We start from the raw sequence: 15,379 nt of genomic DNA, 5'->3' as shown, positions 1-15,379 counted from the left end.
CAATTTTATTGCCTTAAACTGACAACCAAGCCAATTATTGTTTTTCGCCATACGCCAAATCTCCGGCATCGCCTAAGCCCGGCACGATATAGCTTTTACTGGTCATTTCGGCATCAATGGCGCCCAGCCATAAATTTGCTTTGGGCAGGTGCGCTCTTACGTGGGCAACTCCTTCGGTACTCGCAATGGCAGAAACAATATGTAGTTTTTCAATTTTGTACGCATCAATCAGCTCTTTGGCACAAAGCACTATGCTTTGCCCTGTAGCCAACATGGGATCGGCCAATATTACCGTTTTCCCTTCTAAATCTGGAGCCGAAATATGTTCCATTTGTATAATAAAATCTCCATTCTTTTTAGTTTTACGATAAGCAGTAATAAAAGCAGATTCGGCCTGATCAAAAACGCTTAACAAGCCTTGGTGCATGGGTAAACCTGCTCTTAAAATAGTAGCCAAAACAGGTTGTTGCGCTAAAACAGAACTAAGGGCAATACCCAACGGTGTTTGGGTTTCAACCTCTTTATAGCTTAGTGTTTTGCTAATCTCGTAAGCGAAGAAAGCGCCCAAACGTTCCATGTTCTTGCGAAAACGCATGGCGTCTTTTTGAATGCGCTCGTCTCTCAACTCGGAAATAAAAGTGCGTGCAATAGAACTGTTTTTGCTAAGGTCGTATATCATGCTTTAAATTTACAATTTTAGATTTACGAATTACCATTTCTGTACGGAACTTATGATATTTTAGAAACCCTAAGCATAATCGCTGAAAGAAACTGCACTTAATTGCCTCTCACCAAAAACGGCTAACCGACTACCGATAGTGCCATCATTTTTTCATAAACTTCCTTCCAACCTTTCCAATGTCCCGTTTCCGAGAGGCTTTCGTTGTGCCATAAGCTGTAAAATGTGCCATCTACCATTTTTACGCTTTCTACAAGTTCGTTAATTAACATGCTGGCCTGAGCCGGCCATAGTTTTAAGTACCTAATTAAAGTGGCATCCATCACCGCAAAAGGATGGACCTTTAAGTGCGACTGCTTTTCTAGCTGTAAATCGTACCAAAAGAAAGGTGTGCAAGTGCCAGCCCTAAAGCCAACCTGAGATGCATAACCCATAGTGTAATCGTGGTTTATGCCCGCTTTTATCAATTGCAGGTAGGTTTTCGGTAAATGAAGCTTTAAGTAGTGCTGTCTCGAGAGATCAATGTTTTTTTCTAATAAAGCATCAAGTAATGCTTTTTCTTCTTTTAGCTTCACTACGTTGCTGTTAGATGCGTAAGAAGGATGAATACCAATCTTGGCTACCTTTTGGGTATCCTTAATGAGTTGTTGTAGCAATTCGTCATTTGGATGGATATTTATATCGTGGTTTCTATCGCCTTTATGCGAAAGCAAGAAAAAGAAAATAGATGTTAATCCGTATTTTTCATGTATTTGACGTAAAAATTGATAAGTATCAAAAGGATCTTTTCGCTTCCCCAGGCCAGTATTTACAATATTGCTTAACCGCTCTGTATCGCCTTTGGCTATTGCCCTAATAAAACGAAGTGTATTTTTAATTACGCCGCTCGACTTGAAATGATAAGCCCTATCAATATCAATAGTTGGTATAAACTCGAACTTTCTACTCCCAAAATAAAGATTGCTTAGCTTATTGAGCAATAAATTTTTTAAGATAACGCCCCATTGATCAACTATAGGAACTTTTAACAAGCCCAATTCAAACTGTAAGCTCAGCTTTGCCGGATACCTAAAATGCTCATCGGGCGTGTAGGGCAAATACTCTTCATACCTGCTTACAAAGTAAAATGAAGCGGCAAAAATATCAAAGGGCAATGCGCTATTTTCAACGGCAAAAGGCACCCGCTCAGCGCCAAAATCAGTAGTCGAAATTGTTAAAGTTTCTATACTGTTCTTAGAAAGCAGCCCATCGGCTTTGAAAAAGAGTTCTTTATTTAAAGGAGCGCTAGCGTAGCTAAATTTAGGCCCCTCGTATGCCATAAAATGTTTGGCCACGCTGGTAAATTCAAAATCGCAACGCAATACTTCTCTAAAGATAAAATTGAAAATGTATTTAACACGTGGCGTAACCTGTGGAGTATAAACAAGTAATTGCATCTTCTAAGATAGGAAAAAGTTTATTCTCAATGCTTTGATGATCTTAAAATTTATACGATTAACCGATAAACTTGTACCCTTGTTTTTTAGAAAGTAACCATCATTTTTCTTTCCGGAAAACTTGCTTTCGTACTTTTTCTCTCCCCATTCTTATCCACATGGAGAATATTCATCTGATCTTCAAACAAATCATACAAGATACTATTGGCTACACCGAGCGATTTAAAAGTAGTTACATTTCCTATTTCAAGATAAACATTGGTTGCTTCATGGTCGTTTTCGAAACCTAAATAATTATACCTAAGCACCTTGCCATCAACCATTAATTTTAAGTTGGTTGCTAGATAACTTTTCACAAAAGCACTCATCTCCTTTTTTTGGCTTTTCGAGTACAGGTCAACTTTACTTTTAAACTGCTTGCTCAATATATTTTCAAAATCATCAGTAAAAATTCTACAAGTAATTTCTAAAGATTTGTTTTTCGAATTATGAGATACTTCGGTATTGCTAACATGAAATGGGTGTTTTTTTACTTCTTCTTTTGCTAAAAAACCAAAAGGAATTAGTAAAATAAGTAACAATTTTGAAAATATTGGGTTCATTTTTTTAACTAAGCCTTAAAAGTAATAGAAAGAAACTAACTTAGGCAACAATTAACCAGCAAAAATTTAACTTTAATATGTCGTTTTCCGATTTCTTATTCTATTTTGAGTTAGGTTGGTCGCATATTGTAAGCTTAGATGCGTTAGATCACCAATTGTTTATTTTGGCATTGGTAGCTATTTACACCACCAAACAGATCAAACAAATCTTAATATTGGTTACAGCCTTTACCCTCGGCCACTCGGTTACTTTAGCGCTCAGTGCTTTAGATATCATTCGTTTTGACAGTAAATGGGTAGAGTTTTTAATTCCATGTACCATATTCATCACTGCAATAGCCAATCTTTTTAGAAACGGTAAAAAGCTAAAAGGAGTACAAATTAACTACTATTTGGCGCTATTTTTTGGGCTAATTCACGGCATGGGCTTTGCAAATTCGGTGCGTATGATGTTGGCAAAAGACCAATACATAGGTTGGGGTTTATTTGGCTTCAATTTAGGGCTAGAAGTAGGGCAAATTATTTTTGTAGCTTTAATTATGCTGATATCGGGCATTCTCCTATATTTCTTCAAAATAAGACAACGAGATTGGATCATATTTGTATCATCCGCTATTTTTGCATTAGCTTTACAAATGGCTTTGCAGCGAATACCTTTTTAAAATAATACCAGATGAAAAGATTTTACGGTTTTTGTTTAAGTGCTACACTATTTGCTTCGGCAGTTATGGCACAAAACATCCAAAACAATCCAGGTAGTAACCATGGAAACAAGTTCGAACAATTGGGCACCATTTTACCTACCCCTAACGAACAACGTACAGCGAGCGGCGCTCCAGGAGTAAAGTATTGGCAACAACGTGCCGATTACGATATTAAGTGCGAATTGGACGAAAATACGCAGACCTTAAAAGGAAGCGAAACCATTACTTACTATAATAATTCGCCAGACCCATTAACTTATATTTGGATACAACTCGACGAAAACCAGCATAGCAACCTTAAAAATGCCGGTTACCAGAGTGCAACAAAGATGCCCAAAGGTGCCACAGATAAGCAGTTGGAAAATTTTGCACTGACAACCGCAAATAACGGATTTGGATTTAATATCCTAAAAATTACTGATGCGCAAGGTAAAAACCTAAAATACACCATCAATAAAACCATGATGCGAATTGAAACACCGGTACTAAAATCTGGTGATAAATTCGTTTTCAGTATCGATTGGAATTATAAAATTGTTGATAGAATTGCAAAAGGAGGCAGAGGTGGCTATGAGTATTTCCCAAATGACGGCAACTACTTATTTACCATGGCGCAATGGTATCCACGTCTTTGTGTTTACAGCGATTTTCAAGGCTGGCAAAATCATCAGTTTACCGGCAGGGGCGAATTTGCCTTAACCTTTGGCGATTTTAAAGTGCAAATGACCGTGCCAGCAGATCACTTGGTGGGCTCTACAGGCGAGTGCCAAAACTATTCGCAAGTGCTAACACCAACACAACTATCTAGGTTTAACATGGCAAAAACTGCAAAAGCACCAGTAGAGATTGTAACCTTGGCCGAAGCTAAAGCTGCCGAAGCCAAAAAATCGACCGCTAAAAAAACTTGGGTTTTCCATGCTAAAGATGTGAGAGATTTCGCTTGGACGTCATCACGTAAGTACATCTGGGATGCCATGAACCAAAAAGTAGCAAACAAAGATGTGCTTTGCATGAGTTTCTACGGAAAAGAAGCCTACAATCTTTACAGCAGATACTCAACCAGAGTGGTTGCGCACAGTATCAAAACCTATTCAGATTTTACCATTCCCTATCCCTATCCAGTAGCACAAAGTATTGAAGCTGCTAATGGTATGGAATATCCAATGATTTGTTTTAATTACGGAAGAACCAACGAAGATGGAACCTATAGCGAAACCGTGAAAAATGGAATGATTGGCGTAGTTATTCACGAAGTGGGACATAATTTCTTCCCAATGATCATTAATAGCGACGAACGCCAGTGGAGCTGGATGGACGAAGGCTTGAATACCTTTACACAGTTCTTAACCGAATCTTCTTGGGATGATAAATTCCCGAGCAAACGGGGGCCGGCTTATGCCATTGTACCTTACATGAGCTTGCCAAAAGACCAATTAGAACCTATTATGTCTAATTCGGAAAATATTGTGCAGTTCGGCCCTAATGCTTATGCTAAACCCGCTACAGGTTTAAATATCCTTCGTGAAACCATTATGGGCCGCGAACTTTTCGATTATGCCTTTAAAGAATATTCTAGAAGATGGGCGTTTAAACATCCAATGCCGGCAGATTTCTTTAGAACCATGGAAGATGCCAGCGGCGAAGATTTAGATTGGTTTTGGAGAGGTTGGTTTTACAGTACCGATGCGTGTGACATCTCTTTGGATGAAGTAAAATATGCAAAAGCCGATTTTGTTAAGCCAGCAAAAACCAAGATAGAAAAACCAACAGTGGATAAGCCCCTATTAACTGATGATGATATTAGCAAGCAGAGAAACAGAGAAGACAAGCGAATTAAGTTCTATACAGATCAAGATTTAGAAGCTCGTGATTTCTACTGGAAATATGCCAGAGGTTTGGTACAGGTTGATAGTAGCAAAGTAAAAACCAAAGAAATAAAGTTGCCTTTTGAACAATTTACAAACGAAGAAAAAGCAAAATATAGCAACAAACATTTCTACGAACTTAATTTTAGCAATAAAGGTGGTTTGGTAATGCCAATTATTGTAGAGTTTACTTTTAAAGATGGCTCTAAAATAGTAGATAGAATACCCGCACAAATCTGGAGGCTGAATGAGCTTAAAACAGCTAAATTTTATGTATTAGATAAGGAAGTTGCAGCAATTAAAGTAGATCCTTTCCGCGAAACTGCCGACATTAACGAAAACAACAATACTTGGGGAGCCGTAGAAGCTACATCATCTAAATTCCAATTGTTTAAGGCGGCACAAGCTGCAACTGGCCGAGGGCAGTCAGAAGGTGTAAACCCAATGCAATTTGAAGTTAAAAAAAGAAAATAATAATTCTCGGATCATACCTGAAGCCTCGATTTATCGGGGCTTTCTTGTTGGTTTTAGTCGTCATTTCCCGGAAGAACGACGTGGTAATTTTTGATGTTTTTATTAATAGAAAAAGATAAAAGCAATAACTTCTTTCCTCTAATTTTGTTTAACCCCTAAACCGTATCTTTGTAATAATGAAGTTCAAGCTCATCTCCGATTATAAACCCACTGGCGACCAGCCAGGTGCCATAAAGCAATTGGTTGCAGGTGTAAATGCAGCCGAACATTATCAAACCTTATTGGGCGTAACTGGCTCTGGAAAAACCTTTACCATTGCCAACGTAATTGAGCAAACACAAAAGCCTACTTTAATCCTTAGTCATAACAAAACTTTGGCAGCGCAGTTGTACGGAGAAATGAAACAGTTCTTCCCAGAAAATGCAGTAAATTACTTCGTTTCCTACTACGATTATTATCAGCCAGAGGCTTACATGCCCACTACCAATACCTACATAGAGAAAGATTTGCAAATCAATGAAGAGATAGAAAAACTGCGTTTACGCTCTACGTCGGCCTTAATTTCTGGCCGTAGAGATGTCATTATCGTTTCTTCTATATCGTGTATCTATGGTATGGGCAATCCCGAAGATTTCTCAAAATCGGTATATCGCTTTGGCGTGGGTACAAGAGTAAGTAGGAATGCTTTTTTACACCACCTGGTAGAAATTTTATATGCTCGTACCATCAACGATTTTAAGCGTGGAACTTTCCGGGTAAAAGGCGATACCGTAGATATTTATCCAGCCTATATGGACTACGCCTATCGTATTTCTTTCTTTGGAGATGATATTGAGGAACTTTCGGCCATTGACCCCATAACTGGCAAAACCCTAGAAAAATTAGAAGATATTGCCATCTATCCAGCCAATCTATTTGTTACACCTAAAGACAGATTTAACCAATCTATTTGGGGCATACAAGAGGAATTAGAAGTACGTAAAACCCAACTTTTGGCAGATGGGCTAAACCTCGAAGCCAAACGATTAGAAGAACGTGTAAACTTCGATATTGAAATGATGAAAGAACTGGGCTACTGTTCTGGAATTGAAAACTATTCTCGCTTCTTCGATGGTCGTTCGCCCGGCATGCGCCCCTTCTGCTTGTTAGATTATTTTCCAGACGATTACCTAATGGTGATTGATGAAAGCCACGTAACCGTACCGCAAATTAGAGCCATGTATGGTGGCGATAGGTCTCGTAAATTATCGCTGGTAGAATATGGTTTCCGTTTGCCATCGGCTTTAGACAACCGCCCATTAAACTTTGAAGAATTTGAAAACTTGGCTCCTCAAACCATTTATGTAAGTGCTACTCCAGCAGATTACGAGCTGCAAAAATCGGAAGGTGTGGTAATAGAGCAGGTAATTAGGCCAACAGGCTTGTTAGATCCGCTAATTGAAGTACGCCCAGCAATTAACCAAGTAGATGATTTGTTAGACGAGATTGATAAGACCATTAAGCAGGGCGACCGCGTTTTGGTAACTACCCTAACCAAACGTATGGCCGAAGAATTAACCAAATACATGGACAGGCTAAATATCAAATGTCGTTACATACACTCTGAAGTAAAAACTTTAGAACGTGTAGAAATATTACGTGGCCTGCGTTTAGGCGAGTTTGATGTGCTGATTGGAATTAACTTATTACGTGAAGGATTAGATTTGCCTGAAGTAAGTTTTGTAGCGATTTTAGATGCAGATAAAGAAGGTTTCTTGCGCTCGGACAGGGCTTTGATACAAACCATTGGCCGTGCTGCCCGTAACGATAGAGGCCGTGTAATTATGTATGCTGATGATATGACCGACTCTATGGAGCGTACCATTACCGAAACCAATAGGCGTAGAGAAAAACAAATTGCCTACAATTTAACATATGGCATTACACCAAAAACCGTAGGTAAAACCAGAGAAGAAATTATGGAGCAAACTTCGGTGTTAGAAGTTTCTGAAAAACAAAAAAACAGGGCCAAAGCTTATGTAGAAGTAGATGAGGTGAGCATTGCTGCAGATCCAGTGGTGCAATACATGACCAAGCCAGAATTGCAAAAATCTATCGACAAAACCCGTAAGGAGATGCAAAAAGCAGCTAAAGAAATGGATTTCTTATTGGCAGCTCGCCTACGTGATGAAATGTTTGCTTTGGAGAAAGTATTTGAAGAGAGATTTGGAGGCAAGTAATAAGTTTTACGTCATAAATGCTACGTTTTAATATGTCTATTGAGCCAATGGCTAATCAACCAGAACTAATTTATGCAAGGACAAAACAGAAAAGATATATACCCAGGTTTAGAAGTGGGCATCATCCTTAAAAAAGACCAAAGAAACGGAAACGTAACTTACGGTGTGGTAGAAAAATTATTGACTTCCTCAGCTTTTCATTCTAGAGGAATAAAGGTACGGCTAGAAGATGGGCAGATAGGTAGGGTTTGTGAAATAGTGGAAGAAGATTGACTTTTTGTAACAAATGAATTAAACAGCAGCTCAATTGTAATGAAATTGCAATGAAAACCGTTATTTGAAACAAAAACTAAAGCGCAAAGTCTATATTTGTAGTAATACTATAAAAAATGGGATATATTTTAAATTTTCTATTAATAGCAATTATTGTTTTATGGGTAATTAGATTACTGGTAAGGATGATTTTTCCTGCCGTAATTAGAAATGCCTTTGGCAAAATGCAGCAACAGGCCACAGGCCAGCAACAACGCCCAGCTAGGCCAGAGGGTACTATTTCTATAGACCACATGCCCGAAAAAGAAAAAAGAAAAGGCAACGCAGATAAATTAGGCGAATTTGTAGATTACGAAGAAGTAAAATAGTTATCTCGAAAGCCATTTTCTAATTGGCAAATCATAGAACTTCATGGCCAAATAGGCAATAATTATTTGCCCTATAATTAATGATGGTATTACCCAAGCTAAGGTCTGGTGACTAGGCTGCGCTTGTGCGTAATAATTACCAAATGCCCAAAGTACAAAATAATGGGTAATATAAAGTGGGTAAGAAAGCTGCCCCGATAACCTGCAAACACCTTGGTGCGCTGGGTTTAGCACAGCACCCGCTCCCAAAGCCACCAAAAACGGAAAGTAAAAAACAATAATCAAAGGCTCTACAAACCAATTCCAGTTATCGTTATAAGGTACAAAGAAAGCCAAGGCAAGTAATAATGCCAATGAAGGGAAACCCAATTTGTTTTTAATAATGGCTTGATAACGGAATACGCACATGCCCGCTAAAAATGAAAAAGCTACCCTAGCCCCTCCGTGCCAAAAGTTGTTGCCTGCCCAACCGCCACTAATATTGCCTGCCGACCTAGAAATGTAAAACAGCACAATTGCAGCCAACAAGGCTAATAGTAATAACCAAGTTCTTTTTAGTCTATGCAGTACCAATGCATACACCATATTGGCTACATATTCCCAAAAAAGTGTCCAAGCTGGTGCATTTAATCCAAAATTATTGAAAGCTCTTTCTGCAATTATTGGATAAGGGATCATTAAAATTGAGGCCAAAAAAAGTAACACCATTGTCCAACCACTGTAAGTTTCCCATTGGGTACCAAACGGATCAAAGATAAAGCCTAACAAACCTAATATCGTACCTAAAACTACTAAGGGATGCAACCTAATTAATCGCTGTTTAAAAAATGTCTTCAATCCCATTTTTGGTAACCTGTCGTCGTAAGCATAGGCAACCACAAAACCCGATAGGCAGAAGAAAAAATCTACGGCTAAATAAGCATGAGCTATCAAATCATCAGGATGTGGGGTGTACATTTCAATAAAATGAAATACTACTACACCAAGTGCGGCAATACCACGCAAGCCATCTAAAATTTCGAAATGCTTTTTTGTGTTCAGTGCTACGGAAGAAGAAAGGTTACTCATTTGACTTTGGATAAAGTTTCAAGGATAACTATTTTGATTGGTTTGCGCAAGAAGTTTTATGCACCTACACTGTTACCCAAATCCTATTGAGGTGAAGCCGGATTTAAACGTTGATTTCTATCTTCTTATGGTATGCTTGTGGCACAGGTTTCATCGGTAGAAAAGAACCACAACATTTACTTCTCAAAAAAACATAACGATGCCTTAACACTCAGTTAATCGGCACTAAAGATTTTTGCAGAAGATAATAGTTAAAAATGCTTGAACTGTTGCTATTTGTAGGTTTAGTTGCTGTAGTAGCCTTTTTCTTTAGTCCGTACGAGTTAATCGTTAGCGAAGAAGAAGATGAATAAAACTTGAACCAATAAATTGAACTTTCCGTTAGTAACCCTGTCTTTTTTGCCTTTTAAAACTAGCTTATGGAAAAAAGGAATGTAGAAATTGCCGTAATTTCTGATGTACATTTGGGCACCTATGGCTGCCAAGCCAAAGAACTGTTAAAATACCTAAAAAGCATTAAGCCAAAAACACTTATTCTAAATGGCGATATTATTGATATTTGGCAGTTTAGTAAGCGTTATTGGCCAGAAACACACATGAAAATAGTACGAAAACTCATGAAGTTTGTAGTAGAGGGCGTAAATGTATATTACCTTACCGGCAACCACGATGAGCTCTTACGCAAATTTGCAGATATGAACCTGGGATCGTTCTACCTCCAAAATAAATTAGTGATGGAGCTTGACGGGAAAAAAGCCTGGTTTTTTCATGGCGATATCTTCGATGTAACCATGCAACACTCCAAGTGGTTGGCAAAGTTGGGCGCAATTGGTTACGACAGCTTAATTTTATTGAATAGTATTGTAAACTCATTGCTTACTTTTTGGGGCAAGGAAAAAATGAGCTTCTCTAAAAAAATTAAAACCAAGTTTAAGGATGCTGTTAAATTCATCAATAGTTTTGAAGAAACAGCTGCAGAAATTGCCATAGAAAACGGTTATCAGTATGTAGTTTGTGGGCACATCCATCACCCAGAAAAAATAAATATTTTAACAGAAAATGGCGGAGTTATGTATTTAAACAGTGGCGACTGGATAGAAAACCTAACCGCCTTAGAGTACAACAAGGGTAATTGGGCGGTTTTTAAATACGACGCTCGTAATTTTACAAAAGACGAGATAGAAGACGGAGAAGACTTAACCAGCAAGCTAGATGTAAATATTTTATTGCAGAAAATTAAAATAGAAATAGCCTAGCACCTAAAATCATCATAATTTTATCGACTATAAAACCAAAGGAAAATAAAGTTAAGACAGATTCAATTAAAACTATAAATACTTCTGAAAAATACAGATATTAGAAGCCAAATGAAGATACTTTATGCCATACAAGGAACGGGCAATGGGCATGTGAGCAGAGCGAGAGAAATAGTTCCGCTTTTACAACAACATGGCCAAGTAGATTTACTGATTTCGGGCACACAGGTTGATGTAAAGCTAGCCCAAGAAATTAAGTACAACTTTCATGGTTTCAGTTTCATATTCGGGAAAAAAGGTGGCGTAGATCATTATAAAACTTGGAAGAACATGGATCTTTTCCAGTTTAGAAAAGACATGAAAGTTATTCCGCTACGCGAATACAACCTTATTTTAAACGATTTTGAACCTATTTCTGCTTGGGCTTGTAAACTGCAAAACATAGAGAGTATTTCGCTAAGCCATCAGGCGGCTTTTAAATCTAAAAAGGTGCCCCGCCCAAAAACGACAGACTGGGGGAAGCTAATTTTAAGCCGATATGCCCCAACTACCCATCATATCGGTTTCCATTTCGACAGGTATGACGATTTTATCTATAAACCTGTAATTAGAAGCGAGATTAGACAATTAAGACCAACTAATTTAGGGCATTATACCGTTTACCTGCCTGCAATTGACGACAAAGATTTGGTAAATGTATTGCAGCAAATTCCGCAGGTACGCTGGGAAGTTTTTTCTAAACATACCAAAATAGCCTATGCAAATGGAAACGTATTTGTTGAGCCTATTAACAACGAGAAGTTTAATAAAAGCATGGCGAGCTGCGAAGGCGTTTTTACCGGTGGCGGTTTCGAGGGGCCGGCAGAAGCCTTACATTTGGGCAAAAAATTACTGGTTGCACCAATGCGTTTTCAGTACGAACAGCAATGCAACGCTTATGCCTTAAAGCAATTCGGATTACCAGTAATTTGGGGCAGCAACCACAATTGGGTGCCTATTTTAAAAAACTTTGTAGCCAACCCACAAGAGCACCGGTTCGATTTCCCTGACGAAACGGCTGCAATTATTGCACATACCGTAAATACTTTTGCCAGATAAATTGCTTTACTTTGTTGCAGGTTTAAGTTAAAGGATTAAGGTGCCACACATTCTTTCTACCTTCAACTTTTTACTTTCAACTTGGCATGATTAATCAGTTTAGAAATTTACATCCACTTAATTTGTTGCTATTGGTAGCTTACGCCATTTTTATGCGTATTGCCATTTTTTTTAACCTACCTCCCGAATTATCTTTTGAAATATTAGAACCCTATACCAAGCTATTCATCAACCTTCCCAAAAACCCGCTTTCTGTGGAGGCAAATGTGATTCTTGCCGCATGCTTTACTTTGGTACAAGCACTTATTTTTAACAGAATTATAAACAACCACGGCTTATTGGCCAAACCCAGCTACTTGCCAGCTTTGCTATACGTTACGGGCACTAGTTTGTTTCTTCAGTTTTTTGTACTCAGTCCTGCTTTAATCTGCAATTTTTTAATCATAGTGATTATAGATAAGTTTCTCAAATTATCAAAAGCTACCAGTGCCATGAGCATTATGTTCGATGTAGGTATGCTGATTGCCATTGGTACGCTCATCTATTTTCCGTTTATTTTATTGTTGTTAATGCTGTGGTTAAGCCTGTTAATGTATCGTCCCTTCAACTGGCGTGAATGGATTTCCGGCATCATGGGCTTTTTAACCATCTTTATAGTAGTGGCTGTTTTTTATTACTTAAACGACAACATTAAGCACTTTATGGTTATTTGGCAACCACTAACCAATAAGTTCCCGAGCAATCTACAAATTAACTATAACGATTATTTGGTGTTAATACCAGTAGGCATCATCATGATTATGGCCGTTATTCAACTACGAGAAAACTTTTTTAGGAGTTTTATTAGTACCCGTAAAGCGTTTCAAATGTTGTTTTTTATGTTTGTAGTAAGCGCTTTAAGCTTCTATACAAAACGGGGGGTAACTTTAGCTCATTTTCTACTTTGCGTACCCCCTGGAGCTGTGTTGTTGGCCTATTATTTCTCTAATGCTAAAAAAAGATGGCTATATGAAACATTGTTTGTCGTTTTAGTTATCTGTATTCAGTACTTTCTGTTTGTTTAAAAAGTTCGATGTCCGAAGATAAAATCCCCAAGCCCTATGCGCCATACTCCCATAAGCATTACGGCTTCGGACAGCTGACTTTCCGACCTCGGACTATTTGTGGCTCTTTAACCTTTTTTAACAAATTGATACCTCGAAACTTGTCAAAGATTAATAGCTTTGTGGCATGAAACTGATAACGATGTTTCTTCCTATTCGTAATTTATGGTTTGTTAAGTAAATATTGATGCGTAATCTGGTTATAGATATTGGCAACACTTTTAGCAAACTAGCAGTCTTTGAGCAAAAAGAACTCATTCATTTCGAGCAGCTTGAAAAAGTAGAAGAGAACGGCCTCTTAAACCTCATTAACGAATATCGGATAGAAAATTCGACAGTTTCTAGCGTGAGCAACCAGATTGAAAATTTAGAAACATTGCTGAAAAAAAATACCCGTTATACCCGTTTCGGCACTGCAATAACTGGAGAAGTAAAAAGCCACTATGAAAGCCCTACCACCTTAGGCTTAGACAGGTGGGCAAAAGTAATAGCGGCGCATTGTTTATATAGGGGCAGTAATACATTGATGATTGATGCCGGGACCTGCATTACTTACGATGTGCTTACCGCAACCGACGAATACTTTGGAGGAAGTATAAGCTTAGGTTTAAATATGCGTTTTAACGCTTTAAACCATTATACCGGACGCCTGCCTTTGGTTAACTGGAATAAAGCGCAAACCGAAATTGCAGAAGGCACCAATACCCAAAATGCCATTAAACGCGGTGTTTTACAAGGAGCCGTTAATGAAATTGAAGGATTTATTGCCATAGAACATAAAAGAAATAAAAATTTAAAAGTAATATTAACCGGTGGCGACTCGCTTTTTTTGACCAAGCAATTAAAAAATAGCATATTTGCCGCCCAGATTACTCACGAACCCTATCTGGTTTTAAAAGGATTGAATGAAGTTATTACATTATAAAATGAACAATAAAATTAAGTATGTATATGTTGCGTGTATGCTGGTTTTCTCTTTAGGAGCGCATGCACAAACAACCGTACAATCTCCTTACTCTAAATTTGGTTTAGGTAATCTTAGGGATGCCGTTTTACCGCAACAAAGAGCTATGGGCGGCATTTCTGCAGGTGTTTTTAGGTCTAGCTATATCAATAACATCAATATGCAAAACCCAGCATCTTATGCGGGCATTAACCTAACCACTTTAGATATTGGTGTTTCGGGTAGCATTACCCAGTTAAAAACTAGCAGTTTAAGCGAAAACAGCTTTAACTCTTCTTTAAACCACGTGGCAATGGCCTTTCCTGTAACCAGAAAATCGGCACTTAGCATTGGTATCTTACCCTATTCAGAATTGGGCTACGATTTTAAAAATACAGCAACAGTAGGTACTGGTACAAGCCTAAAAACAGTAGATTATCTTTACAATGGCGAAGGTGGTCTATCTAAGGCCTATTTAGGCTATGGCTTGCAATTTGGCGATCATTTTAGGCTTGGCGCCAATGTAGAATATCTTTTCGGCAATTTAATTCAAAGCCGCTCTACCGAATATGCCGATGCTGGCGCAATTAATTCTCGCGACCAACTTAAAAACAGCATATACGGTCTTAATTATAGCTATGGCGCACAATACGATTTTAATTTAGGCAATAAAACATCGTTGGTATTGGGTTATTCTGGTTCATCTAACGCTAAGTTAAATGTAGAAAAAAGTCAATACGTTACCATTTACCATAAAGACCAACAAGGTAACGAACAGTCTGCAATAGATACGCTTAGCGCTACCGAAAATGCAAAAACTAAATTAAAGTTGCCCCTAGTGCACAACTTTGGCTTTACCTTACAAAAAGAGAACAAATGGTTGCTTGGTGCAGATTATCGCATGGGCAAATGGTCCGAAATGTCAATAGATAACACAGCACAAAACCTTCAAGATACTTATGGCTTTTCGGTTGGTGGCCAATTTACACCAGACCTATCGGCCATAAACGGTTATTTTAAAAGGGTAGATTACCGTTTAGGTTTCAGCTACGACAAAACATACGTTAACATGAACAATGAAGATGTAAAACAAATGGCTGTAACTGTTGGGTTAGGTTTGCCTTTAGCGTCTTATGCCAGATCATCGTTTTATAAAATGAACGTTGCTGCAGAAATAGGCAGAAGAGGTAAAATAGACAATGGTTTAATCCAAGAACGCTATGTAAACTTCCACCTTAGTTTTATGCTAAACGACAGATGGTTCCAAAGGTTTAGGTTTGATTAGACAGCA

The 15,379-nt window shown here is 38.1% G+C and carries 14 protein-coding genes; 10 read left to right on the top strand and 4 right to left on the bottom strand.

From position 1 onward, the window contains the following. Positions 1-34: 34 nt before the first annotated feature. The 3 genes from upp to B3I52_RS10760 all read right to left on the bottom strand — a co-directional run bounded on the left by upp (position 35) and on the right by B3I52_RS10760 (position 2,717). Positions 35-679 (bottom strand): uracil phosphoribosyltransferase, encoded by a 645-nt coding sequence (upp, locus tag B3I52_RS10770; protein ID WP_293301139.1) that lies wholly within the window; start codon positions 677-679, stop codon positions 35-37. A gap of 122 nt (positions 680-801) precedes the next feature. Continuing rightward, positions 802-2,115, bottom strand: a complete 1,314-nt coding sequence (locus B3I52_RS10765) for a polysaccharide deacetylase family protein (protein WP_293301138.1) — start codon at positions 2,113-2,115, stop codon at positions 802-804. 86 nt (positions 2,116-2,201) lie between these two features. Next, on the bottom strand, positions 2,202-2,717 hold the full coding sequence (locus tag B3I52_RS10760) for a DUF6702 family protein (protein ID WP_293301136.1): 516 nt from the start codon (positions 2,715-2,717) through the stop codon (positions 2,202-2,204). 77 nt (positions 2,718-2,794) lie between these two features. On the opposite strand from B3I52_RS10760, the gene B3I52_RS10755 reads away from it, so the two are divergent. The 5 genes from B3I52_RS10755 to B3I52_RS10735 all read left to right on the top strand — a co-directional run bounded on the left by B3I52_RS10755 (position 2,795) and on the right by B3I52_RS10735 (position 8,620). Then, complete coding sequence (locus B3I52_RS10755) at positions 2,795-3,379, top strand: HupE/UreJ family protein (RefSeq protein WP_293301134.1); 585 nt, start codon at positions 2,795-2,797, stop codon at positions 3,377-3,379. 11 nt (positions 3,380-3,390) lie between these two features. Next, complete coding sequence (locus tag B3I52_RS10750; RefSeq protein WP_293301132.1) at positions 3,391-5,760, top strand: M1 family metallopeptidase; 2,370 nt, start codon at positions 3,391-3,393, stop codon at positions 5,758-5,760. A 176-nt stretch (positions 5,761-5,936) separates the two neighbouring features. Beyond that, positions 5,937-7,979: an excinuclease ABC subunit UvrB gene (uvrB, locus tag B3I52_RS10745; protein ID WP_293301131.1), complete on the top strand. Its 2,043-nt coding sequence runs from the start codon at positions 5,937-5,939 to the stop codon at positions 7,977-7,979. Between the two features lie 72 nt (positions 7,980-8,051). Beyond that, positions 8,052-8,252, top strand: a complete 201-nt coding sequence (locus tag B3I52_RS10740; RefSeq protein ID WP_293301129.1) for a YwbE family protein — start codon at positions 8,052-8,054, stop codon at positions 8,250-8,252. 116 nt (positions 8,253-8,368) lie between these two features. Then, complete coding sequence (locus tag B3I52_RS10735) at positions 8,369-8,620, top strand: DUF4834 family protein (protein WP_293301127.1); 252 nt, start codon at positions 8,369-8,371, stop codon at positions 8,618-8,620. Here B3I52_RS10735 and B3I52_RS10730 read toward each other — a convergent pair whose 3' ends face one another. Beyond that, positions 8,621-9,688: an acyltransferase family protein gene (locus tag B3I52_RS10730; protein ID WP_293301125.1), complete on the bottom strand. Its 1,068-nt coding sequence runs from the start codon at positions 9,686-9,688 to the stop codon at positions 8,621-8,623. 419 nt (positions 9,689-10,107) lie between these two features. On the opposite strand from B3I52_RS10730, the gene B3I52_RS10725 reads away from it, so the two are divergent. The 5 genes from B3I52_RS10725 (at position 10,108) to B3I52_RS10705 (ending at position 15,373) form a co-directional block, all read left to right on the top strand. Further along, positions 10,108-10,944, top strand: a complete 837-nt coding sequence (locus B3I52_RS10725; RefSeq protein WP_293301124.1) for a UDP-2,3-diacylglucosamine diphosphatase — start codon at positions 10,108-10,110, stop codon at positions 10,942-10,944. Between the two features lie 111 nt (positions 10,945-11,055). Next, positions 11,056-12,042 carry a glycosyltransferase family protein gene (locus B3I52_RS10720; protein ID WP_293301123.1) on the top strand — a complete coding sequence of 329 codons (987 nt, stop codon included), beginning with the start codon at positions 11,056-11,058 and terminating at the stop codon, positions 12,040-12,042. Positions 12,043-12,128: 86 nt separating this feature from the next. Next, the gene (locus tag B3I52_RS10715; protein WP_293301122.1) at positions 12,129-13,106 is read left to right on the top strand and encodes a DUF6427 family protein; all 978 of its coding nucleotides are present in this window, start codon (positions 12,129-12,131) and stop codon (positions 13,104-13,106) included. Positions 13,107-13,332: 226 nt separating this feature from the next. Beyond that, positions 13,333-14,070, top strand: coding sequence for a type III pantothenate kinase (locus B3I52_RS10710; RefSeq protein WP_293301120.1), 738 nt, complete (start codon positions 13,333-13,335; stop codon positions 14,068-14,070). Then, complete coding sequence (locus B3I52_RS10705) at positions 14,051-15,373, top strand: hypothetical protein (protein WP_293301118.1); 1,323 nt, start codon at positions 14,051-14,053, stop codon at positions 15,371-15,373. The genes B3I52_RS10710 and B3I52_RS10705 overlap by 20 nt, the downstream gene beginning before the upstream one ends. Positions 15,374-15,379 lie beyond the last annotated feature (6 nt).

It is taken from the genome of Pedobacter sp. UBA4863 (genome assembly GCF_002399615.1).
Taxonomy (GTDB): Bacteria; Bacteroidota; Bacteroidia; order Sphingobacteriales; family Sphingobacteriaceae; genus Pedobacter.
The sequence above is the reverse complement of the archived record's forward strand: the minus strand, read 5'-3'. Positions and strand labels throughout refer to the sequence as shown.

Bases quoted from the DNA above. Each gene is read 5' to 3' on its own strand.
- upp (WP_293301139.1), bottom strand. From the start codon at position 679: ATGATATACGACCTTAGCAAAAACAGTTCTATTGCACGCACTTTTATT.
- B3I52_RS10765 (WP_293301138.1), bottom strand. From the start codon at position 2,115: ATGCAATTACTTGTTTATACTCCACAGGTTACGCCACGTGTTAAATAC.
- B3I52_RS10760 (WP_293301136.1), bottom strand. From the start codon at position 2,717: ATGAACCCAATATTTTCAAAATTGTTACTTATTTTACTAATTCCTTTT.
- B3I52_RS10755 (WP_293301134.1), top strand. From the start codon at position 2,795: ATGTCGTTTTCCGATTTCTTATTCTATTTTGAGTTAGGTTGGTCGCAT.
- B3I52_RS10750 (WP_293301132.1), top strand. From the start codon at position 3,391: ATGAAAAGATTTTACGGTTTTTGTTTAAGTGCTACACTATTTGCTTCG.
- uvrB (WP_293301131.1), top strand. From the start codon at position 5,937: ATGAAGTTCAAGCTCATCTCCGATTATAAACCCACTGGCGACCAGCCA.
- B3I52_RS10740 (WP_293301129.1), top strand. From the start codon at position 8,052: ATGCAAGGACAAAACAGAAAAGATATATACCCAGGTTTAGAAGTGGGC.
- B3I52_RS10735 (WP_293301127.1), top strand. From the start codon at position 8,369: ATGGGATATATTTTAAATTTTCTATTAATAGCAATTATTGTTTTATGG.
- B3I52_RS10730 (WP_293301125.1), bottom strand. From the start codon at position 9,688: ATGAGTAACCTTTCTTCTTCCGTAGCACTGAACACAAAAAAGCATTTC.
- B3I52_RS10725 (WP_293301124.1), top strand. From the start codon at position 10,108: ATGGAAAAAAGGAATGTAGAAATTGCCGTAATTTCTGATGTACATTTG.
- B3I52_RS10720 (WP_293301123.1), top strand. From the start codon at position 11,056: ATGAAGATACTTTATGCCATACAAGGAACGGGCAATGGGCATGTGAGC.
- B3I52_RS10715 (WP_293301122.1), top strand. From the start codon at position 12,129: ATGATTAATCAGTTTAGAAATTTACATCCACTTAATTTGTTGCTATTG.
- B3I52_RS10710 (WP_293301120.1), top strand. From the start codon at position 13,333: ATGCGTAATCTGGTTATAGATATTGGCAACACTTTTAGCAAACTAGCA.
- B3I52_RS10705 (WP_293301118.1), top strand. From the start codon at position 14,051: ATGAAGTTATTACATTATAAAATGAACAATAAAATTAAGTATGTATAT.